Consider the following 21,945-nt stretch of genomic DNA (forward strand, 5'->3'; position numbering starts at 1 on the left):
GCAATACTTCGGCTTTGCGGGTTTAGGGCAATGAATGTTCAGAAAAAATGTGCGCTTTTCTGCTACGCTGCCGCCCGACACTGATGATAATAAATGGGGATTATAATGCGGATTAACCTCTCGCTCGGACTGGCAGTCGGTACCTTACTGCTGGCGGGCTGTAGCACCTCCAACCAACTGAGTGCCGCCGGCGAACGTGTCACCTTTGTTGATCAACAGCCAGGCAGCCAATGTCAGCTGCTGGGCAATGTTACCGGCTCGCAGAGCAATTGGCTGACCGGCTCAGGCGGTGAAGGCAGTTCACTGCGCGGTGCGGCCAACGACCTGCGTAACCGCGCAGCGGAGATGGGCGGCAACGTAATTTATGGTGCCACCAGCCCGACGCAGAACCTGCTGTCTGCCTTTGCCCCGCTCGACAGCAAAATGTCGGGTCAGGTGTATAAGTGCCCGTAATGGCAGAGCAGCAATAAAAAAGCCGCGAGAGCGGCTTTTTTGTTTTTGAGTTCAGCCCCTGCGTAGTCGCCATCAATGGCGACACTACGGTGATGGCGCCGCCACAGGAATACTGTAGGGTGCGCATTCATGCGCACCGGGCAGCTGGCAGGGAACGTCACTCCTGACGCAGCTGCAGATCCAGCGGCGTTTTGCTCGGCTCACCACCAATTTCCCGCGCCAGCTTCGGCACCATATAGCCCGACACCATGGTCAGCAGCTGCCGCACCAGCGCCCGCGCCTGCTCATCCGGCACAAAGAAGTGCGCCGCCCCCTGCACCTTATCCAGCACATGTAAATAGTAGGGCAGGATGCCGGCATCAAACAGCGCATTGCTGAGCTGTGCCAGGGTCTGCGCATCGTCATTAACGCCGCGCAGCAGCACGCTCTGGTTCAGCAGGGTGACGCCGGCGCGCTTCAGCCTCTGCATGCGTTCGCGCAGCGCCTCGTCAATCTCCTGCGCGTGGTTGATGTGGCTGACCAGCAGCACCTGCAGACGCGTATCCGCCAGCAGCTGGCATAGCCCTTCGGTAATGCGCGCCGGGATCACTACCGGCAGCCGGCTGTGAATGCGCAGGCGTTTCAGGTGCGGAATGTTTTCCAGCGCGCCAATCAGCCACGCCAGCTCCTGATCTTTCGCCATCAGCGGATCGCCGCCGGAGAAGATGATCTCGTCGAGCTCGGGATGGGCGGCAATGTAATCAATCGCCGCCTGCCAGTTGCGCTTGTTGCCCTGATTATCCTGATAGGGGAAATGCCGGCGGAAGCAGTAGCGACAGTTCACCGCGCAGCCGCCCTTGACCAGCAGCAGCGCACGGTTTCTATACTTATGCAGTAAGCCCGGCACCACGCTGCTCTGCTCATCGAGCGGATCGGTACTGTAGCCCGGCGCATCGGTAAACTCCTGACGGCTGGTCAGCACCTGCAGCAGCAGCGGGTCCTGCGCATTGCCGCGCTGCATGCGCTGAATAAAGGCGCGCGGTACGCGCAGGGCAAACAGACGGCGCGCTTCGCTCCCGGCTGCCAGATCCGCGTGGTTTTCGAGGGCTAAAAGTTGCAGTAATTCAGCAGGATCGGTGACAACATCAGCAAGTTGCTGCAACCAATCTTCTCTGACGGGGGGATTTAGGGTTACAATGTGTGCCATTTTTTTGGCTATTACCAGTTAATATCTACAGAGGGCCTTTATGGCGACTTATCTTAGCAACGATTTTCGTGCCGGTCTTAAAATCATGTTTGAAGGCGAACCGTATGCCATCGAATCCAGTGAATTCGTTAAGCCGGGTAAAGGCCAGGCGTTTGCACGTGTTAAAATGCGTCGTCTGCTGACCGGTTCACGCGTTGAGAAAACCTTCAAGTCTACCGACTCCGCCGAAGGCGCAGACGTGCGTGACATGACGCTGCAGTACTCCTACAACGACGGTGACTTCTTCTACTTCATGCACCCGGAAACCTTCGAACAGTATCAGGTTGAAGCCAAGGTACTGGACGACGTGACCAAATGGCTGCAGGACAACGCCGAGTGTATCGTAACCCTGTGGAACGATAAACCGATCGCCGTTCAGCCACCGAACTTCATCGAAGCTGAAATCACCGAAACTGACCCAGGTCTGAAAGGTGATACTGCCGGTACCGGCGGCAAGCCAGCGACGCTGTCTACCGGCGCCGTGATCAAAGTGCCACTGTTCGTACAGATTGGCGAAGTGGTAAAAGTGGACACCCGCTCTGGCGAATACGTTTCCCGCGTAAAATAATCGTCAAATCAGGCGCATCATTGATGCGCCTTTTTTATTTCCGCGCTCATCCCCGCACCGCGTCTTTTTTCAGCAGCTTAACCGCCATCATGGCGTATCCGGTCTATGCTTTAAAAGCTGTACTTTTACTGCAACCAACAAGGATATGGCTATGTTAAAGAAAAGTATTGTCGCGATTTTCTCGGTACTGGTGCTTTCCTCGCTGCTTTCAGCCTGTAACACCACGCGTGGCGTAGGCGAAGATGTTGAAGCGGGCGGTCAGGCAATTCAGCGCAGCGCGCAGTAACTAAAACCGGTGCGAAACCTGCTTTCGTACCGGCTTTCTCTTCCTCCTGTTGTCCTGCCAGCGCCTGTGATTTCTGAAACTGCCTACCGCGACGGCGGTGCCGTTGTTTGCCGTCAGCAATACGGGTAGACTTCCTCCCCTTGTCTGTATAAGGAGTCATCACCATGAGCGAAACGGCAAGCTGGCAGCCGAGCGCACCCATTGCCAATTTGTTGAAACGCGCCGCCATCCTGGCGGAAATCCGGCGTTTCTTTGCCGATCGCGGCGTACTGGAAGTGGATACGCCTGCCATGAGCCAGGCGACGATCACCGACATCCACCTGGTGCCATTCCAGACGCGCTTTGTCGGACCTGGCGCGGCAGACGGGCGCGATCTGTGGCTGATGACCAGTCCGGAATATCACATGAAGCGCCTGCTGGCGGCGGGCAGCGGCCCGATTTATCAGATGGGGCGCTGCTTCCGTAATGAAGAGGCCGGGCGCCACCATAATCCGGAATTCACCATGCTGGAGTGGTATCGGCCGCACTACGACATGTATCGGCTGATGAACGAAGTCGACGACCTGCTGCAGCAGGTGCTGGAGTGCGACAGCGCCGAATCGCTATCGTATCAGCAGGCGTTTATCCGTCATCTGGAGATCGATCCGCTGTCGGCGGACAAGGCGCAGCTGCGCGAAGCGGCGGAAAAGCTGGGTGAGGGCGAGCTGGCGAATCGCGAAGACGATCGCGACACGCTGCTGCAGTTGCTGTTTATGCTGGGCGTGGAACCGAAAATTGGTCTCGATAAGCCGTGCTTCGTCTATCACTTCCCGGCCAGTCAGGCGGCGCTGGCGGAGATCAGTACCGAAGATCACCGCGTGGCAGAGCGTTTTGAGGTCTATTACAAAGGCGTGGAGCTCGCCAACGGTTTCCGCGAACTGACCGATAGCCGCGAACAGCGTCAGCGCTTTGAGCAGGATAATCGCCGTCGCGCTGCGCGCGGTTTGCCACAGCATCCGATTGATACTTACCTGCTGGATGCGCTGGCGCACGGCATGCCGGCCTGTTCCGGCGTGGCGCTGGGCGTCGATCGCCTGATTATGCTGGCGCTGAAGGCCGATGCGCTCAGTGAGGTGATCGCTTTCCCGGTCGATCGCAGCTAGTTACGCCGCGGTTCTGCACACCCGGCCGCGGACAGCGCCATCGCTGAGCCGCGGCCGGGTGCGTTTACGGCGAGGTATTATTGGCCGCTTCCGGAAACTCCTGGATGGTAACCGGTAGCGTCATCTTCTGCTCATTGCGCAGCACCTGCACATCAATCACCGATCCCGGGCGGATTTCCGCCACCTGGTCCATGGTCTCCTGCGCGGACAGCGCCGGCTTACCGTTCACCTGCAGCAGGACATCGTTGGCCTGAATGCCGGCGCGATCCGCCGGACCGCCCGGCGTCACTTCACTAACAATAATGCCCTGCACCCGATCGAGGTTGCTGCCCTGACCGTGCAGCGGCGGCAGCTCGCGCCCGGTAATACCGATATAACCGCGGATCACCCGGCCATCGCGAATCAGCTTATCCATAATTTTGGTCGCCAGCGCGGTCGGAATGGCAAAACCAATGCCTTCCGGGGTTTCGCCGTCGTTGCTTTTGTCGAAGGTCAGCGTGTTGATGCCCATCAGCTCACCCAGCGAGTTAATCAGTGCGCCGCCGGAGTTCCCCTGGTTGATCGAGGCATCGGTTTGCAGGAAGTTCTGCCGACCGGAGGAGCTCAGACCGATGCGGCCGGTGGCGCTGATGATGCCCTGGGTGACCGTCTGGCCGAGGTTGTACGGGTTGCCAATCGCCATCACCACATCACCAATATGCGCGACACGTTTGGCGTTAATCGGAATTACCGGCAGATTGGAGGCGCTGATTTTTAACACCGCCAGATCGGTCATGGCGTCGGAGCCCACCAGCGTCGCTTCAAAAAAGCGTCCGTCCTGCAGCGCGACGATAATCTGGTCAGCGTTATTGATGACATGTTTGTTGGTGAGGATGTAGCCTTTCGCGTTCATGATGACGCCGGAACCGAGCGTGGTAATGCCGCGATTATTGTTACCGTGCGCGCTGCGGTTATAGACGTTGACCACCGCCGGCACAGCACGGCGCACGCCCTGATTGAAACTGAAGGGCGCTTCATCGGCGCTGCTGTCGTGATCAAAGGTGACGTTGCTGCCCATTCGCAGCGCCGGGATCGCGACAAGCAGTAAACCTGCCACGATCAGGCCCATCACCACAGAACGTAAAAGTTTAAGAAACATGGTGTTATTTCAGGCAAGAGTTGATCGCAGGGCAGAATAGCACGAGAAGGGCGGACAAACACCTGCTTGTCCGCCTGTTGCGAGGATTATCGCAGAAGCAGGTAAATACTCTCGTCGCCGCGCACCACGTTCAGCGCCAGTACCGGCGGTTTGCCCTCCAGCACTTTGCGCATCTCGGCGAGGCTCTGCACCCGCGTACGGTTGACGCCGACAATCACATCATCTTTCTGCAGGCCAACCTGTTCTGCCGGCGTGCCTTTTTCGATGGTATCGACTTTGACCCCTTTATCGCCGGCTTTGGTATTGCCGTCACTGAGCGTGGCGCCCTGCAGCGCCGGCGACATCAGCTGGGCGCTGGCGGTGCTCTGCGCGCTCTGTTCCAGCGTTACGGTCACCGTCAGCGGTTTGCCATCGCGCAGCAGACCGATTTTCACCTGCTGGCCTGGCGGCGTAGTGCCGACTTTCACCCGCAGCTCGGCAAAGCTGGTGATTGGCTTATCGTTAATGGCGGTGATGATGTCGCCCGCTTTGATGCCCGCCTGTTCCGCCGCCGACTTCGGCAGCACTTCAGAGACAAATGCCCCGCGCTGCGCATCGACGTTAAACGCTTTCGCGATATCGGCGGTCATTTCTGTCCCTTTGATCCCGAGCTGACCGCGCTTCACTTCGCCGAACTGAATCAGCTGCTGCGCCAGATTCATCGCCATATTGCTGGGGATGGCAAAGCCAATACCAATGTTGCCGCCGCTCGACGCCAGAATGGCGGTGTTAATGCCGATCAGCTCGCCGTTGAGGTTCACCAGCGCGCCGCCGGAGTTGCCACGGTTGATGGCGGCATCGGTCTGAATAAAGTTCTCCAGCCCTTCCAGATTCAGCCCGCTGCGGCCCAGCGCCGAAATAATGCCGGACGTCGCCGTCTGGCCGAGGCCGAACGGGTTGCCGATCGCCACGGCGAAGTCACCCACTTTCAGCGCGTCAGAATCAGCAATTTTCACCTGCGTGAGGTTTTTTGCGCCTTCTACCTGAATCAGCGCGATGTCGGTTTGCTCGTCATGACCAATCAGCTTTGCGTCATATTCGTTGCCATCGCTCAGCTGCACGCTGATTTTATCCGCACCGTTTACCACGTGATTGTTGGTCAGAATGTAGCCTTTGGCCGCGTCGATGATGACGCCGGAACCCAGTCCTTCAAATGGCTGTGGCTGAGACTGGCCGGGCGCCTGGCCAAAGAAGCGCTTCAGCGGCTCGGGAATATCCTGGCCCTGCTGACCGCTGTCGGTGCCCTCGACATGCACGCTGACCACCGCCGGCAGCACTTTTTCCAGCATCGGTGCCAGGCTTGGCAGTGCTTGTCCCTGAATCTGTGCCGGCAACGTGGCCATGGCACCCGGCGTCGCCGCCAGACTCATCCCAATGCTCAAGGCTAATGCGCTTAACAGTCGTGCTGGTTTTTTCATTGCTATGACGCTCTCGCTGCGAAAAGGGGGATAAAAGAAGTGTGACAGTTATTGGTAATAAGCGTTCGGAAAACAAAAAGGGCACAGCCATGCTGTGCCCCAAAACGATTAACTGCGGGTGGTGCGTTCGCCGCTGCGCAGCAGGCCCGATGCGCCTTCAGAGTAGTCGCGCGGGATCTGCACCGGCGCCTGGTCGTTATCGGCCTCGGCTTCCGTCAGCTGGTAAGCAAACGGGTTTTTCTCGCCCGGCAGATTTGGCAGCAGGTCATTCGACCCTTTCGCCATGTGCTGATACAGCTGGCGATAGTCGCGCGCCATGTTGTCCAGCAACTCTGCGCTGCGCGCAAAGTGGTTGGTGAGCTCTTCGCGGTAATCCGCCAGCTCCGCTTTGGATTTTTCCAGTTCGTACTGCATGCTGCGCTGCTCACGCAGCTTTTTGTTGCCAAAACGCATCGCTACCGCGCCGACAATAATGCCAATCACTAAACCAATCAGCCCGTATTCCCAGGTCATAATGACTCCCGTGTAATTTCCGTTGCTTCGTAGGGCATTGCTTCTGTTTCAACTTCAATAGTAGCCACTATACCCGTTAATCCATCGGAAGTGGAATCCTCGGGCTGTATCGCTTAGTGTAGAGCGGCCTAATTTTCGACAACCGACACGTGAATCGGACTTTTTCAGGGATTCTGAGAGAACCATGCAAACCTCATCTCCGCTTGCGCGCTATGAGCAGGCGCTGTCGCAGGGCGAGTTTCGTCCGGACGATGTACAACGTGACGCCATCACCCGTTTAGATCGCATTCAGCAAGGCCTGATTGCCCGTCAGCAGCAGCCGCAACCGGCAGCTAAAGGGCTGTTTGGCCGCTTATCAAAGCTGATGAATAAAGCGCCGGAGAGCCATGAAGCGCCGGTGCGTGGCCTGTATATGTGGGGCGGCGTCGGACGCGGTAAAACCTGGGTAATGGATCTGTTTTTTCAGTCTATTCCTGGCGATCGCAAGCTGCGTCTGCATTTCCATCGCTTCATGCTGCGGGTGCACGAAGAGTTAACGCAGCTGCAGGGCCACAGCGACCCGCTGCTGATTGTCGCTGACCGTTTCAAAGCGGAAACCGATATTCTCTGTTTCGACGAGTTTTTCGTCTCCGACATTACCGACGCAATGCTGCTTGGTACCCTGATGGAAGCGCTGTTTGCCCGCGGCATTACGCTGGTGGCGACCTCCAACATTCCTCCGGATGAGCTGTACCGCAACGGCCTGCAGCGGGCGCGTTTTCTGCCGGCTATCGAGCAGATTAAGCGCCACTGCGATGTGATGAATGTCGATGCCGGCATTGATTATCGCCTGCGCACCCTGACATCAGCCCATCTGTGGAATTTCCCGCTTAACGACGCAACGCACGCGGAGATGGAGCGCATGTTCAGCGCGCTGTCCGGTAAACCGCGCGGCGACGCGCCGGTGCTGGAGATTAACCATCGCCAGCTGCCGACGCTTGGCGTTCACGAAGGCGTACTGGCCATCAATTTCCTCGCGCTGTGCGGTGAAGGACGCAGCCAGCACGATTACATTGAGCTGTCGCGCCGCTTCCACAGCGTGCTGCTGTACGATGTGCCGGTGATGATTTACAAAACGGAAGACCAGGCGCGGCGGTTCCTCGCGCTGGTGGATGAGTTCTACGAGCGCCACGTCAAGCTGGTGGTGGCGGCAGAAACCTCGCTGTTTGAAATCTATCAGGGCACGCGGCTGAAATTCGAATATCAGCGCTGTCTGTCGCGCCTGCAGGAGATGCAGAGCGAGGAGTATCTTCGCCTGCCGCACCTGCCCTGAGGGGCAAACAGAAATCACCGCTTCGGGCGCAAAAAGAGTCGATCTTTAGATTCGACTTCTCTATAATCTTGCGACCCCACGTTACAGCACAGGCTTTCTTTTCCCGGAAAACTGTGTGATCCGGTAACTCTACCTGAGGGGGTGGGCTTGCTGGGCGAATTGGTCGTGTGAGCCTCAATCGTTAACTTAGCGTTTGGGATTTCACCAACGTGTAACTTTTATTTGGGTAAGCTTTTCAATGAAAACTTTTACAGCTAAACCAGAAACCGTACAGCGTGACTGGTATGTTGTTGACGCAACTGGCAAAACCCTGGGTCGCCTGGCGACTGAACTGGCGCGCCGTCTGCGTGGTAAGCACAAAGCGGAATACACTCCGCACGTTGATACCGGTGATTACATCATCGTTCTGAACGCTGACAAAGTTGCTGTAACCGGCAACAAGCGTAACGACAAGATTTACTATCACCACACTGGCCACATCGGTGGTATCAAGCAAGCGACCTTTGCAGAGATGATCGAACGCCGTCCTGAGCGTGTGATTGAAATCGCGGTTAAAGGCATGCTGCCAAAAGGCCCACTGGGTCGTGCTATGTACCGTAAACTGAAAGTTTACGCAGGTAACGAGCACAACCACGCGGCGCAGCAACCGCAAGTTCTTGACATTTAATCGGGATTATAGGCAATGGCTGAAACTCAAAACTACGGCACTGGTCGCCGCAAAAGCTCTGCCGCTCGCGTCTTTATCAAGCCGGGTAGCGGTAACATCGTAATTAACCAGCGCTCTCTGGAGCAGTACTTCGGTCGTGAGACTGCACGCATGGTCGTGCGTCAGCCGCTGGAGCTGGTTGATATGGTTGGTAAACTGGACCTGTACATCACCGTTAAAGGTGGTGGTATTTCTGGTCAGGCTGGTGCGATCCGTCACGGTATCACCCGCGCTCTGATGGAATACGACGAGTCTCTGCGTTCTGAACTGCGTAAAGCGGGCTTCGTTACCCGTGACGCGCGTCAGGTTGAACGTAAGAAAGTCGGTCTGCGTAAAGCACGCCGTCGTCCACAGTTCTCCAAGCGTTAATTGCTGGCTGCTTCGGCAGTTACAATTGGCTCAAAAAACCCGCTTCGGCGGGTTTTTTATTGCCTGAATCGCGGCTTTTTCAGCGCAAAAACGCGAGCTTTCCCCGCATTTTGCCCGCAAATGATTATCCCCGCCCCACAAGCTGCTTAAAATCTGGTAAACTGACTGACACTTTGCGCCCGCGAGTCGCGGCGTTGTGCATACTGCTCCTGTCGGGACGACCGGACAATGCCCGTAACGCCCGGCTGTGTGCGAATCTGATGAGCAGGTGAGTCGCCGCGTGGTTGGCTATTCGCAGTATTTTTTTGTGAACAAACTTGGAGGTTTTCATGGCTGTCGCTGCCAACAAACGTTCGGTAATGACGCTGTTTTCTGGTCCGACTGACATTTTCAGCCATCAGGTACGTATCGTGCTGGCTGAGAAGGGCGTCAGCGTGGAGATCGAGCAGGTTGAAACGGATAATCTGCCGCAGGATCTGATTGACCTCAACCCGTATCGCACTGTGCCAACGCTGGTCGACCGTGAACTGACGCTGTATGAATCCCGCATCATCATGGAATACCTCGATGAGCGTTTCCCGCATCCGCCACTGATGCCGGTTTATCCGGTCGCGCGCGGTGAAAGCCGTCTGATGATGCACCGCATTGAGCAGGACTGGTACAGCCTGATGCGTACCATTGAAACCAGCAGCGGTGCCGAAGCCGATGCCGCGCGCAAGCAACTGCGCGAAGAGCTGCTGGCCATTGCGCCGCTGTTCTCACGTACGCCGTTCTTTATGAGCGAAGAGTTCAGCCTGGTTGATTGCTATCTGGCGCCGCTGTTGTGGCGTCTGCCGCAGCTGGGTGTGGATCTGGCTGGCGCAGGTTCGAAAGAGCTGAAAGGCTACATGACGCGCGTATTTGAACGTGACTCCTTCCTCGCTTCTTTGACGGAAGCCGAACGTGAAATGCGCCTGCAAGCCCGGGGCTAATCTATGGAAATGTCGCAACTTACTGCCCGCCGTCCCTATCTGCTGCGGGCCTTTTATGAATGGCTGCTCGACAACCAGCTGACGCCGCATCTGGTGGTGGATATCAATCTGCCTGGCGTACAGGTGCCGCTGGAGTACGCTCGTGACGGACAGATTGTCCTGAACATCGCACCGCGCGCGGTGGGTAACCTTGAGCTTGCCAACGATCAGGTGCGCTTCAATGCGCGTTTCGGCGGCGTGCCGCGCCAGGTATCCGTGCCGATGGCTGCGGTGCTGGCGATTTACGCGCGCGAAAACGGCGCCGGCACCATGTTCGAACCGGAGCCTGCTTATGAGCTGTCCGGCGACGAGCAGGAAGGCGGCCAGGAAGAGACGCTGATGTCGGTGATTGATGGTGACCGTCCGGACGATGCGACGGATGACGAACCGCCGCCGCGCGGTGGACGTCCTTCACTGCGCGTAGTGAAGTAAATCGCGGAAAATAAAAAACGGGCTGATTAGCCCGTTTTTTTATGCCTGTGTCGCGGCGCGGCTTAGTGCGCAGCAGACCAAAGGGAGCGTAGCGCTCCCTTTGTACCGATCTTAATAAACGTCGCGCAGATAACGCTTATCTTTCTTCAGCTGATCGATATAGGCTGCGGCACGTTCGCTGGAAAGACCACCGAACTGACGCACCACTTCATACAGCGCGGCATCGACATCTTTCGCCATGCGTGAGGCATCGCCACAGACGTAGAAGTAGGCGCCTTCCTGCAGCCAGGCGTACAGCTCAGCGCCTTTCTCCAGCATGCGGTTCTGCACGTAAATCTTCTCTTCCTGATCGCGGGAGAAGGCCAGGTCGAGATGCGTCAGCAAACCGCTCTGCTGCCAACCCGCCAGCTCATCCGCGTAAATATAATCATGTTCCTGATGCTGGTCGCCGAAGAACAGCCAGTTTTTACCTTCAGCACCGGTCGCCTGACGCTCCTGCAGGAAGGCGCGGAACGGCGCGATGCCGGTACCCGGACCGACCATGATCAGCGGGGCGTTATTGTTCGCCGGCACGCGGAACGCTTTGTTCGGCGAAATAAAGATCGCCGGCTTCTCTCCGCGACGCACGCGTTCAGCCAGATAGGTGGAGCACACGCCTTTACGCTCGCGGCCACCGCTGTGATAGCACACGGAAGCGATGGTCAGATGCACCTGGTTAGGGTGCGCCTTCGAGCTGGACGAAATGGAGTAAGCACGGTGCTGCAGCGGACGCAGCATCGCCACCAGCTCCGGCACCGACAGATTACGCTTCAGCTCGAGCTGCAGCAGATCCAGCGTATCTTTGCCCCACAGCCAGTTGGCCAGCGTGTCTTTATCGTCGTGCTGCAGGACGTGCAGCAGCTCCTGATTAGTGGTGTGCTGTCCGACCCACTCAATCAGCTTGCGCGACGGCTCAGAAATCTCAAACTGATAGGTCAGCAGATCGCCGAGGTTACGGTCAAAGCCCGGCACCGGGGTTTCGTAGTCGGCTTTCAGTTCGCTCAGCAGCAGGCTCACCAGCCCGGCATCGTTCACCGGGATCACGCCCAGCGCATCGCCGGCTTCGTATTTCAGGCCGCTGTCGCTCAGGTCAAATTCGAAGTGACGGATATCTTTGGCGGACTGCTCGCCGGACAGACGCTTATTGGTCACCAGCGCCGCCGCGTACGGGTTTTGCTTGTTGCTGCCCGGGATTACCGGCGCTTCCGGCGCGCTCTCCAGCACCGTGCCGCTGCTGCCCGCGCTGGCGGCAAACTGTGGCATGGCGCTGCCAATCCACTCGCTGGAAGGCTCTTCGTAATCGATGTCGCAGTCGATGCGATCCACCACGCGTTTCGCCCCCAGCTGCTCCAGGCGCATATCAATGAACTTACCGGCCTGGCAGAAACCGTCGTAGCCGGTATCGCCGATTGCCAGCACGGCAAAGTGCATCTGCTCCAGACGCGGCGCGGTGCTGGCTGAGATGGCCTGCCAGAACAGCTGTGCGTTGTCCGGCATTTCGCCTTCGCCGTAGGTGGAGGTGACGATCAGTACATGACGCATGGTGGCGAACACATCCAGATCCACTTCACCCAGCGCCTGCACTACCGGCACCAGGCCTTTAGCGCGCGCCGCTTTGGCTGCGGTCTGCGCCAGCGCTTCGGCGTTACCGGTCTGGGAACCAAACAGAATATGCAGCTGGGTGGTGGCGCTGGCGCCCGCTGCCGGTGCGGTCTGCTTGTCTTCTAATACCAGCAGGCGCGAGTGGAGACCGGCGAGAAACCCCGCCAGCCAGTATTTCTGTTCGCCGTTAAACGGCGCGTCTTCAGGAATGTAAGGAATCTTCATGGATATCAGTACTCAAACCGTTTTATCGTCATCAATCTTCTTTCGCAGCGCAATCAGGAGAGTTTCCCGACCGCGGCGGCAATCTCTGGCAGTGCGGCGCGTGCAAACAGCTCTTCAAAATCAGGCAGATGGCCCAGCACCTCACGGTTGCAGGCGTCCTGATAAATGATCCAGCCATAGGTTGCCAGGCTGTCCATGGAGCGAATGTTGCGCTGCGTCAGCGCGGCTTTGTAATCCGACATACGTTTGGCAGCGATCAGGCTTGCCAGCTCATCATCACTGTAGTTCTCAATGGCCGCACGGGCATGACGCTGCAGCTTGCTGACCAGCGCGAAATCTTCGGTCATCAGCAGGTTACGAACCGCTTTCTCGACTGCCGCATCTTCCACCGCTGTGCCTTTCGGCAGTTTGCCCAGCGCCAGCTGCTGCGCGAAGCTCAGAACGGTGTAGTTATTCAGCAGAACAAACATCTCCTGCGTATCGGTCGCGCCGTAGGCCGGTACCGCACCGTCGGCGATGGTTTTGCCCGCACGCCAGGCTGATTTGAACTTGGCAACCTGATGCGCGGCCAGCGACGTGGACAGCTCTTCCAGCAGATCCTTACGCGTTTTCGCTTTCAGAATTTCGCCGCCGTCCTGATACAGCAGCAGCGAGCGCGGCATCACATAAACGAAGTGCTGACACTCGGTTTCCCAGTTCTCCAGCAGCCACGCCGCGCGCGGCGACTGGGTAGCTTCGAGGTGCCAGTGCAGCATGGTCAGCACTGCCTGCTTGTGCACCTGCGCCATTTCGTCTTCGTCAGCGATGGAGCCGAACAGCACCGAATCACCGGCGGCGTGCGCGGCCAGGGAACGGTACGGATCATACTGATAGGCGAAGCCGCCGCTCATGCCGTTACCGAAACCTTTACCAAAGGTGCCGAGGTTAAGAATCGCGCCGTTGGTCATGTATTCACAGCAGAAGTCGCCGACGCCTTCCACCACCGCGGTGGCGCCCGAGTTACGCACGGCGAAACGGTCACCGGCCTGGCCCTGAACAAACAGACGACCGCCGGTCGCGCCGAACAGCGCAAAGTTACCGATCAGCACGTTGCCGTCGCTGTCCTGTGCGCCGCCGCCCGGTGACATCACCACCAGTTCGCCGCCACACTGACCTTTACTGACGCCATCGTTACAGGTGCCGTAATGCTTCATCTGCATGCCGTCGTTGCAGAACGCGCCAAATGACTGACCGGCTGACCCGCGGGTATCAATCTGCACTGTGCGCGGTGCCAGATATTTCCGGCCACGGTCATCCTGCAGTACCGCCGGCAGCGCGGCCAGCTGCTGCGCCGACAGCTCGTGGTTCAGCATGCGCTCAATATCGATCGCCAGCTGACCGCCAACGCTCTTGTTACGGTTGTTCAGCGTTACGCCGTTACCCAGCGTAGCCTCGCGGCGGGCGGTATCAACCAGCTGCGCTTTCAGCTCGTCTACCCAGCCATCGTCCAGTTCGAAATCTTTTTCCAGATACACCGGCTGAGCGATCTTCTGCTCCGGCACCACGGTCAGCATGGCGCGCAGATCGAGTTTGCCCACTTCCAGCGGATGATCCATCAGGTGCAGCAGGTCAGAGCGGCCGCGCGCTTCACGCAGCGAACGCAGACCGAGGCGTGCGAGGAACTCACGCACTTCCTGCGCCACGTTGATGAAGTACTGCGCCAGCTGACGCGGATCGCCATCGAAGGCTTCAGCGTTAGTGGTGAGGCCAGCCGGGCATTTGACGTTACAGTTTTTCGCCATCACGCATTTCAGCATCATCAGCGCGGTGGTGCCAAACTCGAAGCTGTCGCCGCCGAGCAGGGCCGATTTGATCACGTCGCTGCCGGTCTGTTGTGCGCCGGAACAGCGCAGCTGCACTTTGTCACGCAGCCCGTTAGCGCACAGCGCCTGGTGTACTTCGGCGATACCGATTTCCGCCACGCGCCCGGTGTATTTCAGGCTGGTGACCGACGCCGCGCCGGTGCCGCCGGTGTTACCGGCGACGTTGATGACGTCTGCGCCGGCTTTTGCCACGCCGACTGCGATAGTGCCGATGCCTTCAGACGACACCAGTTTGACGATAACGCGCACGCGCGCCGCTTTACAGTCGTGGATCAGCTGCGCCAAATCCTCGATAGAATAAGTATCGTGATGCGGCGGCGGTGATACCAGCTCAACGCCCGGCGTACCGCCACGTGCGGCCGCAATCTCCACCGTCACTTTCGGTGCCGGCAGCTGACCGCCTTCGCCCGGTTTAGCGCCCTGACCGATTTTGATCTCCAGCTCTTCCAGCATCGGGTCGGCCAGATAAGCCGCCCACACGCCGAAACGACCGGACGCCAGCTGTTTGATGCGCGATGCGCGAATGGTGCCGTGGCGTGAATAGTGTTCGCCACCTTCACCACAGTTACTCATTCCGCCCACCATATTGGTGCCGTGCGCTACCGCTTCGTGCGCCGGCGCGACCAGCGCGCCGTGGCTCATGGCGCCTGAGGCGAAGGTACGGGTGATTTCGTGCGCCGGCTGGATCTCTTCCAGCGGCAGCGAGGGCAGCGCGGTAAAGATTTTCGCCAGATAATCTGCTGCCTGACCGTAAGCGGTAATGTGCAACACGCCTTCAGTGATGCTGCTGCTTTCGATTTCATCGTTGAAGCGGGTTTTCAGCGCGCGTGACAGCGCGGCCAGACGCTCGCTCTCCGGCTTCAGGCCAGCAATGGCATCAATCAGACGCAGCTCAAACTGGTTGAGGCTGCCGTTCACCGCTTCGCAGCGCAGGCCGCGAATGGCGAAGCCGTTGTTGACCAGCGAGTAGCGGCCCAGCTTGCGGCCAAATTCGGCTTCGCTGTCCACGTGGGTCAGATCGCACGGCAGCGCGAGGATGTCGCGCAGCGCCGCCGGACGACGCTTACGCTCAGCGTGCATCAGGCTGGAGAACTGACGGTAATCCGGCGTGATAGCAAAGCTGTCGATCACCGCATTCGGGATGCGCTCGAAGCTGCTGTCTTTAAACGACTCGGCTTTGATGCTGAACGCGTTGTCCAGCCTGGCCAGCGTCATCAGACGGATAAAGTTGTCCTCTTCGCGCGCTTTGTCGGCGAAACGAATCGGCTGCTCTGTCATATCAATAAAGGTACGTACTGCGATGGTGCCATACGAGTGGCCCGCACCCTCAGAACGTTCTTTGAACAGACCCAGCAGTGGCACTTCGGCTTCGCCCTGAATTTTCAGTGCGCTCTGGTGCCAGTCCACCGCCATCTGCGCGATGGCCGGGAAGCCCGCGCCGCCCACCGGAGTTTTGATATTCGGGAAATATTTCTTCAGCACCGGATCTTCGGTATCGAGGAAGTTCGGCTCGAAGAACTCACCGCAGCTGTAGCTCTCAACGGTACACAGGCCCACTTTGCCCATGGTTTTCATCAGCGCTTTTTCTGCCGCTTTGGCATAGCGTTTGAACGCTTTGTTGCCTTCTTCACCTTCACCAAACTTCTCTTCCGCGCGCATTTGTACGCCCAGCGGATACACGGCAGAGGCGCCGAAGCCGAGCGTGGCGGCGATGTGGTGTGAGGAGATGCTCTGGCCGCTCTCGACCACCAGTGACACATCCAGACGCAGACCTTCCTGCACCAGACGCTGGTTGATGGCCGACACCATCAGCAGCATCGGAATGGCAGCATGGGTTGAAGAGATATGGCGATCGGTGATCACCGCGATGCCGCCCTGCTGACGGGCAAAATCCACCACCTGCTGCGCCAGGTTATCGATAGCGTTTTCCAGCGCTTTGGCGTTGGCGGCGCGGCTGACGATGTCTTTACCGATGACCGGCTCATACAGCATCTCGAAGCGCGCATACGGCGCCACTTTCTGCTCGCGCAGACGCAGCATGTCCAGGTGCGTCAGGATCGGGCTTGGCACGATGATCTGCTGGCCTTTACTGCGGCCGAGATGCGGTTTGGCGCCGAGCGCCACGCGCAGCGTCATGCCGTCCGCTTCACGGATGGAGTCGAGCGGCGGGTTGGTGACCTGTGCAAAGCGCTGCGAGAAGTAGTGCGCCATGCCGCCTTCATGATCGGACAGGCCATTGATGGCGTTGCCGTAACCCATCGCGGAGATCTTCTCAGCGCCGGTTTGCAGCATCGGATCCATCATGAATTTGAAGCTTTCCTGGTTGTAGTAGTAAGCCACAAAGCGCTGATAGGTTTTCAGGTCGCCGCGATAGCGCAGCGGCGAGCCGAGTTTCTCTGCCGGCACTTCCGGCAGCTGCTGCAGTTCAACGCGTGCCGCCTGCACCAGGGACAGATAATCTTTTTCCGCCGCCAGCTTTTCCAGCGCCTGCACGGTGGTGTAAGAGCGTTTCTCTTTGTGATCGTAATAGAGCATGCCGCCAGCTTCGATACGGCCACGGCGCAGCACGCTCTCCGGTGGGAAGGCGATCTGGCCGGCTTCTGACATCGCACCGATGTACTCAGCGGTTTCGACGGAGCGCAGCGGACGCAGACCAAGACGGTCCAGCCGTGCGCCAATCACTTCGCCGTTTCCGAAGATCAGCGCGGCGGGGCCGTCGTTCTTCTCTTCATACAGCGAGAAGTATTCCAGCATGGCACGCACTTCAGCCGACAGCGAGGTGTCGTTTTCCCACGCCGGCGGCATCATTGAAACCACGGCGTTGATCAGATCGAGGTTATCTTCCATCAGACGGCTGTGGATGCTCTGATCGAGACGCGAACTGTCAGACTGGCCTTTTGGCCGCACGATCTTTTTGCCGCGCGCCAGCATCAGTGCCGCTTCCGCGATGCGGTTTTTACGGTCCGTGTTCAGCTCACCGTTGTGCGCCATCAGGCGGAACGGCTGCGCCATCGTGGTATGCGGATCGGTATTGGTGGAGAAGCGGGTATGGAAAAACAGTCCGCGCACCTGATGATCGGGATCGGTCAGATCTTTGAAGTAGGGAATCACTTCATTGGAGTTCAGGCGGGCTTTGAACACCTGAGTGCGCGACGACAGCGACAGCGGATAAAGGCCGCCGAATTCGCTTTCGGTAAAGGCGCGTGCTTCGATGTCCAGCAGCGCACGGTAAATGTGGCGCTCGAAGTCGCTCTGCTCGGTAACGTCCTGCGGTGCGGCAAACACCCACTGCACGATCGGCAGCTGGAACTGCTGTGCGGCCGGGCGCGTGACGCTGTTGTCCAGCGGCATATCACGCTTCAGCAGCACCGGGAAGTTGTAAGCCGCCAGCGTCTCTTCAACCAGACGCTCTGCGTTCGCGCGCAGCGCCGCATCTTTTGGCACAAAGAAGTTGCCCACGCCAAAGCGGCCCGCTTCCAGCGCCTGACCGGTCAGCTTACGGAAGAAGTTCAGGGAGAGGTCAACGTTAACGCCCGCGCCATCGCCCACACCCTCTGCAGACATCCCGCCACGGTGCGGTACCGTGCACAGGGCGCTATGCGCCATCTGCAGGATTTCATGGGTCTGCTCGCCGTCCTTGCGGGTAATGAAACCTACACCACAGCTGTCGCTTCCTGCTGATGGATCATACAAACCCCAGGGGTTAGGTTGTTGAGTGGACATTGAGGGTCTCCTTAAACTGCTTTAGACATTACCTGCATTATTTCAGGCACAGAGCGCTGCTGCGTGCTGTATCAATTTGTTTTCGCGCGCTTTTACGCGGACGTCGCAACACCGGACAACGACAATCAAGGCACTGATTCACGTCCTTGATTGGCTGTCCATAAAATCCGGTCTCTAAGGGAGATAACTTGCATCCAGAGGGAGTCTTCTTGCTGCATAGATATGCCGAGACACAGTCCCGACTGGAAAGCATCCAGCGGAATTCCAACTTATCGGGAAAGCGAACTCAGGTCAAATAGCCAGCTTTATTACGGTTAATCAGCCTTTTTGCGATTTAACTGTATGATTATTATGTTTTTATTACGTAAATATATGTCAATCTGACCTTGCTGATTCCCTTATGAAGTGTGAGCCGTCTCACTGTGTGATCGGCCTCATATTTCCAGACCATGCTGTTGAATGTGGGGATGCCAGCACAAAATTCTGTTTGGACCGTTTCGTGCACAGCATGTATCTGTTTTTCTTATGGCGGAACATTTGAATCAAAACGCGGTTGCCATTAGTAAAATTAATTAACCAGGGTGTGATTAAAACAGCACTTAAGCTGAATGGATATGCAATAACGGAAGGCAACCATCAGGAGGGATGGCTGCAGAAAGCGGATGCGCCGGGCACGCGGCACCGGGACCCGCAAAAGCGCGGCCCTCCAGATTATTCAGTTAGCAGAATTAGTCAAGCGCTTTAGGCATAAAGGCGCGAACGTCGGCGAAACGCCGCGCTGCTGCACCATAACAGGGCGTAAAGTCAGTCCGCACGGCGCGTGCGGCGGCGCAGCGCGCAGATAATTACGCTATGATGAGCCAGATTCGTTCAGGGAGCGCGTAATGAAACAGATTCGTCTTTTAGCACAGTACTACGTGGATTTAATGGTCAAGCTCGGGCTGGTGCGGTTTTCGCTGCTGCTGGCTTCGGCGCTGGTGGTGCTGGCAATGGTGGTGCAGATGGCGGTCACCATGGTGCTGCGTGGCCACGTTGAAAGTATCGACGTGGTGCGTTCGGTGTTTTTTGGCCTGCTGATTACCCCGTGGGCGGTCTACTTTCTCTCCGTGGTGGTCGATCAGCTGGAGGAGTCGCGCCAGCGGCTGTCGAAGCTGGTGGACAAGCTGGAGGAGATGCGCACGCGCGACCTTGAACTGAATCAGCAGATGAAAGAGACCATCAGCCAGCTGAACCAGGAAATCAGCGACCGTATTAAAGCAGAGCAGGCGCGCGAGCAGGTGATGGATAAGCTGCGCGAAGAGATGACGCGGCGTGAACAGGCGCAGATTGAGCTGGAGCAGCAATCTTCCTTCCTGCGTTCGTTCCTTGATGCCTCGCCCGACCTGGTGTTCTATCGCAACATCGACAAACAGTTCTCCGGCTGTAACCGCGCCATGGAACTGCTCACCGGCCTGAGCGAGAAGCAGCTGATTGGCCTGACGCCGCGCGACATTTATGACGAAGATGCCGCCACCAAAGTGCTGGAGACCGATGAGAAGGTGTTTCGCCACAATGTGTCGCTCACCTATGAACAGTGGCTGCAGTATCCGGACGGGCGCAAAGCCTGCTTTGAAATCCGCAAAGTGCCGTATTACGACCGCGTCGGTAAGCGCAGCGGCCTGATGGGCTTCGGACGCGATATTACCGAGCGTAAGCGCTATCAGGACGCGCTGGAGAACGCCAGCCGTGAAAAGACCACCTTTATCTCCACCATCAGCCACGAGCTGCGTACGCCGCTTAACGGCATCGTCGGATTAAGCCGCATCCTGCTGGATACCGATCTCAATCAGGAGCAGCTGAAGTACCTGAAAACCATTCACGTCTCGGCCATCACCCTCGGCAACATCTTTAATGATGTGATTGAAGTCGACAAGATTGAGCGGCGCAAAGTGCAGCTGGATAACCAGCCGCTGGATTTCACCGGCTTCCTCGCCGACCTGGAAAACCTCTCCGGCCTGCTGGCGCAGCCGAAAGGGCTGAAGTTCGTCATGGCACCGGAGTTGCCGCTGCCGCACAAGATCTCCGCCGACGGCACGCGCCTGCGCCAGATTCTGTGGAACCTGATTGGCAATGCTGTGAAGTTTACCCGGCAGGGCGAAATCGTGGTGCGCGTCGCTTATCGCCAGGACGAAACGCTGCACTTTGAGGTGCAGGACTCCGGGATGGGCATTCCGCAGGAAGAGCAGGACAAAATCTTCGCCATGTATTACCAGGTGAAAGATCAGCACGGCGGTAAACCGGCCACCGGCACCGGGATTGGCCTGGCGGTGTCACGCCGGCTGGCGCAGGCGATGGGCGGCGATATCACCGTCAGCAGCGCACCGGGTCAGGGCTCGTGCTTTACCGTGGAAATCCACGCGCCGCGCGTGGCGGATGAAGTGGAAGATGAGGATCAGGACGACAGCATGCCGCTGCCGGCGCTGCACGTGCTGCTGGTAGAAGATATCGAACTCAACGTGATTGTGGCGCGCTCGGTACTGGAGAAGCTGGGTTGCAGCGTGGAAGTGGCGATGACCGGCGGTGAGGCGCTGGCGATGTTCGATCCGCAGGAGTTCGACCTGGTGCTGCTGGATATCCAGCTGCCGGACATGACCGGCCTCGATGTGTCGCGCGCCATTCATCAGCAGCACGCCGGCGTGACGCTGCCGCCGCTGGTGGCGCTGACTGCCAACGTGCTGAAGGATAAAAAAGAGTATCTCGATGCCGGCATGGACGATGTGCTGAGCAAACCGCTGGCGGTGCCGGCGCTGACCGCGATGATCAAGAAATTCTGGGATTACCAGGCCGAAGCCGAAGCGGTGGTGAGTGACGCCGACGCGGAACAGTCACGCACGCTGCTGGATGTCGACATGCTGGAGCAGTATATCGAGCTGGTTGGTCCGGGGCTGATCACCCAAAGCCTGACGATGTTCGAGCAGATGATGCCGGGTTATCTTGAAGTGCTGGACTCCAACATGATGGCGCGTGACCAGAAGGGCATCGCCGAAGAGGGGCACAAGATCAAAGGCGCGGCGGGATCCGTCGGCCTGCTGCATCTGCAGAAGCTGGCGAAACAGATTCAGTCACCTGAATTGCCCGCCTGGTGGGACAACGTGCAGGAGTGGGTTGACGAGCTAAAGCACGAATGGCGGCACGACGTTGAAGTATTACGGAACTGGGTTGCGGAGCGGGAAAAATAGCGCGGGCCAGAAAAAAAATGACCCCAGTCGAAACCGGGGTGCGCGAATACTGCGCCAACACCAGGGAAATGGGCGCTGCTGCTATTATTAGAAATCGAATACAAAAGCAACAGCGTGGTATTGGTTAACGCTTCAAAATCACCTTAGCAAATTCGCCACAGCTTGTGACAAGATTCATTAAATTGTGTGATGTTGAGCAGCGTTTAAATACAGAAAACATTAATTTGCTGACACAGTCAAGCAAGGAATCAATTTCTTTGGCGTATTGCACTATTTTTGAGCAAATGTTCGCTTTTTTGCCTGGTTTTCCCACAGTCGCGGTCCGGAAAGCGCTGCGCGGCGAAGGGAAACGGCAAAAAGCGCAGCGCAACGGCCGTTTTTATGCTCATGTTATTGATTCTAATAATGAATAACCAGATTTTGCGGCGGTTATCCAAAACGTTTTGGAAACCCCCGGCTGAAAGTTCCAGTTCGGGCATTGAACGGTTAGCGTAAACCGGATGGGCGGTAAAACGTTTTACAGGTTGCGCCCTGGTCTGAAGCGTAATTGTCGCTATTTGCGCCGTGTTTTTCAGAATGGTCTCGGTTGTCAATGAACATCTTCACTGACTACTAAAGATGATAGTTAAACATCGTGAAAGGTTTAACGTGAGCGGCATCACAAT

General features: G+C 57.6%; 17 protein-coding genes. 10 read left to right on the forward strand and 7 right to left on the reverse strand.

The window, feature by feature from the left end; translation table 11 throughout:
- The first annotated feature begins 105 nt into the window (after positions 1–105).
- Entirely contained in the window at positions 106–453 is a 348-nt protein-coding gene (locus F3J36_RS12165; protein ID WP_021507764.1) for a DUF4156 domain-containing protein, read from the forward strand.
- A 157-nt stretch (positions 454–610) separates the two neighbouring features.
- Here the strand turns inward: F3J36_RS12165 and epmB are convergent, their stop codons facing one another.
- Positions 611–1,639, reverse strand: coding sequence for an EF-P beta-lysylation protein EpmB (gene epmB, locus F3J36_RS12170; RefSeq protein WP_058759602.1), 1,029 nt, complete (start codon positions 1,637–1,639; stop codon positions 611–613).
- Positions 1,640–1,679: 40 nt separating this feature from the next.
- Between epmB and efp the strand changes: the two genes are divergently transcribed.
- From efp to epmA, 3 genes are all read left to right on the forward strand, one after another.
- Complete coding sequence (efp, locus tag F3J36_RS12175; RefSeq protein WP_021507762.1) at positions 1,680–2,246, forward strand: elongation factor P; 567 nt, start codon at positions 1,680–1,682, stop codon at positions 2,244–2,246.
- Positions 2,247–2,397: 151 nt separating this feature from the next.
- Complete coding sequence (locus F3J36_RS12180; RefSeq protein WP_031279745.1) at positions 2,398–2,532, forward strand: entericidin A/B family lipoprotein; 135 nt, start codon at positions 2,398–2,400, stop codon at positions 2,530–2,532.
- Between the two features lie 164 nt (positions 2,533–2,696).
- Positions 2,697–3,674, forward strand: a complete 978-nt coding sequence (gene epmA / locus F3J36_RS12185) for an elongation factor P--(R)-beta-lysine ligase (RefSeq protein WP_021507760.1) — start codon at positions 2,697–2,699, stop codon at positions 3,672–3,674.
- A gap of 64 nt (positions 3,675–3,738) precedes the next feature.
- Here the strand turns inward: epmA and degS are convergent, their stop codons facing one another.
- The 3 genes from degS to zapG all read right to left on the reverse strand — a co-directional run bounded on the left by degS (position 3,739) and on the right by zapG (position 6,782).
- Positions 3,739–4,812 (reverse strand): outer membrane-stress sensor serine endopeptidase DegS, encoded by a 1,074-nt coding sequence (degS, locus tag F3J36_RS12190; RefSeq protein WP_021507759.1) that lies wholly within the window; start codon positions 4,810–4,812, stop codon positions 3,739–3,741.
- Positions 4,813–4,898: 86 nt separating this feature from the next.
- Positions 4,899–6,269, reverse strand: coding sequence for a serine endoprotease DegQ (gene degQ / locus F3J36_RS12195; protein ID WP_031279744.1), 1,371 nt, complete (start codon positions 6,267–6,269; stop codon positions 4,899–4,901).
- Between the two features lie 108 nt (positions 6,270–6,377).
- On the reverse strand, positions 6,378–6,782 hold the full coding sequence (gene zapG, locus F3J36_RS12200) for a Z-ring associated protein ZapG (RefSeq protein ID WP_021507757.1): 405 nt from the start codon (positions 6,780–6,782) through the stop codon (positions 6,378–6,380).
- A gap of 184 nt (positions 6,783–6,966) precedes the next feature.
- Here zapG and zapE point away from each other — a divergent pair, with 184 nt between their 5' ends.
- The 5 genes from zapE (at position 6,967) to sspB (ending at position 10,611) form a co-directional block, all read left to right on the forward strand.
- Positions 6,967–8,094 (forward strand): cell division protein ZapE, encoded by a 1,128-nt coding sequence (zapE, locus tag F3J36_RS12205; protein ID WP_058759600.1) that lies wholly within the window; start codon positions 6,967–6,969, stop codon positions 8,092–8,094.
- 238 nt (positions 8,095–8,332) lie between these two features.
- Entirely contained in the window at positions 8,333–8,761 is a 429-nt protein-coding gene (gene rplM / locus F3J36_RS12210; protein ID WP_021507755.1) for a 50S ribosomal protein L13, read from the forward strand.
- Between the two features lie 15 nt (positions 8,762–8,776).
- Entirely contained in the window at positions 8,777–9,169 is a 393-nt protein-coding gene (rpsI, locus tag F3J36_RS12215) for a 30S ribosomal protein S9 (RefSeq protein ID WP_021507754.1), read from the forward strand.
- A gap of 329 nt (positions 9,170–9,498) precedes the next feature.
- A complete protein-coding gene (gene sspA, locus F3J36_RS12220) occupies positions 9,499–10,140 on the forward strand; it encodes a stringent starvation protein SspA (protein WP_021507753.1) in 642 nt (213 codons plus the stop codon).
- Positions 10,141–10,143: 3 nt separating this feature from the next.
- On the forward strand, positions 10,144–10,611 hold the full coding sequence (gene sspB, locus F3J36_RS12225) for a ClpXP protease specificity-enhancing factor (RefSeq protein WP_166719793.1): 468 nt from the start codon (positions 10,144–10,146) through the stop codon (positions 10,609–10,611).
- 111 nt (positions 10,612–10,722) lie between these two features.
- Here sspB and F3J36_RS12230 read toward each other — a convergent pair whose 3' ends face one another.
- Together F3J36_RS12230 and F3J36_RS12235 are read right to left on the reverse strand one after the other, a co-directional pair.
- Entirely contained in the window at positions 10,723–12,477 is a 1,755-nt protein-coding gene (locus F3J36_RS12230; RefSeq protein ID WP_166719794.1) for a sulfite reductase subunit alpha, read from the reverse strand.
- A 53-nt stretch (positions 12,478–12,530) separates the two neighbouring features.
- Positions 12,531–18,062, reverse strand: coding sequence for a glutamate synthase-related protein (locus F3J36_RS12235; protein ID WP_166719795.1), 5,532 nt, complete (start codon positions 18,060–18,062; stop codon positions 12,531–12,533).
- 884 nt (positions 18,063–18,946) lie between these two features.
- Here F3J36_RS12235 and arcB point away from each other — a divergent pair.
- Positions 18,947–21,280, forward strand: a complete 2,334-nt coding sequence (arcB, locus tag F3J36_RS12240) for an aerobic respiration two-component sensor histidine kinase ArcB (protein ID WP_058759597.1) — start codon at positions 18,947–18,949, stop codon at positions 21,278–21,280.
- 248 nt (positions 21,281–21,528) lie between these two features.
- On the opposite strand, the gene F3J36_RS12245 is transcribed toward arcB, so the two are convergent.
- Positions 21,529–21,873, reverse strand: coding sequence for a hypothetical protein (locus F3J36_RS12245; protein WP_166719796.1), 345 nt, complete (start codon positions 21,871–21,873; stop codon positions 21,529–21,531).
- Between the last annotated feature and the right edge of the window lie 72 nt (positions 21,874–21,945).

Source organism: Pantoea sp. Cy-640 (assembly GCF_011752635.1).
GTDB classification, from domain to species: domain Bacteria; phylum Pseudomonadota; class Gammaproteobacteria; order Enterobacterales; family Enterobacteriaceae; genus Pantoea; species Pantoea dispersa.

What these genes read in the sequence shown, in the direction of transcription:
- F3J36_RS12165 (WP_021507764.1), top strand. Translation starts at nt 106, where the DNA reads ATGCGGATTAACCTCTCGCTCGGACTGGCAGTCGGTACCTTACTGCTG.
- epmB (WP_058759602.1), bottom strand. Translation starts at nt 1,639, where the DNA reads ATGGCACACATTGTAACCCTAAATCCCCCCGTCAGAGAAGATTGGTTG.
- efp (WP_021507762.1), top strand. Translation starts at nt 1,680, where the DNA reads ATGGCGACTTATCTTAGCAACGATTTTCGTGCCGGTCTTAAAATCATG.
- F3J36_RS12180 (WP_031279745.1), top strand. Translation starts at nt 2,398, where the DNA reads ATGTTAAAGAAAAGTATTGTCGCGATTTTCTCGGTACTGGTGCTTTCC.
- epmA (WP_021507760.1), top strand. Translation starts at nt 2,697, where the DNA reads ATGAGCGAAACGGCAAGCTGGCAGCCGAGCGCACCCATTGCCAATTTG.
- degS (WP_021507759.1), bottom strand. Translation starts at nt 4,812, where the DNA reads ATGTTTCTTAAACTTTTACGTTCTGTGGTGATGGGCCTGATCGTGGCA.
- degQ (WP_031279744.1), bottom strand. Translation starts at nt 6,269, where the DNA reads ATGAAAAAACCAGCACGACTGTTAAGCGCATTAGCCTTGAGCATTGGG.
- zapG (WP_021507757.1), bottom strand. Translation starts at nt 6,782, where the DNA reads ATGACCTGGGAATACGGGCTGATTGGTTTAGTGATTGGCATTATTGTC.
- zapE (WP_058759600.1), top strand. Translation starts at nt 6,967, where the DNA reads ATGCAAACCTCATCTCCGCTTGCGCGCTATGAGCAGGCGCTGTCGCAG.
- rplM (WP_021507755.1), top strand. Translation starts at nt 8,333, where the DNA reads ATGAAAACTTTTACAGCTAAACCAGAAACCGTACAGCGTGACTGGTAT.
- rpsI (WP_021507754.1), top strand. Translation starts at nt 8,777, where the DNA reads ATGGCTGAAACTCAAAACTACGGCACTGGTCGCCGCAAAAGCTCTGCC.
- sspA (WP_021507753.1), top strand. Translation starts at nt 9,499, where the DNA reads ATGGCTGTCGCTGCCAACAAACGTTCGGTAATGACGCTGTTTTCTGGT.
- sspB (WP_166719793.1), top strand. Translation starts at nt 10,144, where the DNA reads ATGGAAATGTCGCAACTTACTGCCCGCCGTCCCTATCTGCTGCGGGCC.
- F3J36_RS12230 (WP_166719794.1), bottom strand. Translation starts at nt 12,477, where the DNA reads ATGAAGATTCCTTACATTCCTGAAGACGCGCCGTTTAACGGCGAACAG.
- F3J36_RS12235 (WP_166719795.1), bottom strand. Translation starts at nt 18,062, where the DNA reads ATGTCCACTCAACAACCTAACCCCTGGGGTTTGTATGATCCATCAGCA.
- arcB (WP_058759597.1), top strand. Translation starts at nt 18,947, where the DNA reads ATGAAACAGATTCGTCTTTTAGCACAGTACTACGTGGATTTAATGGTC.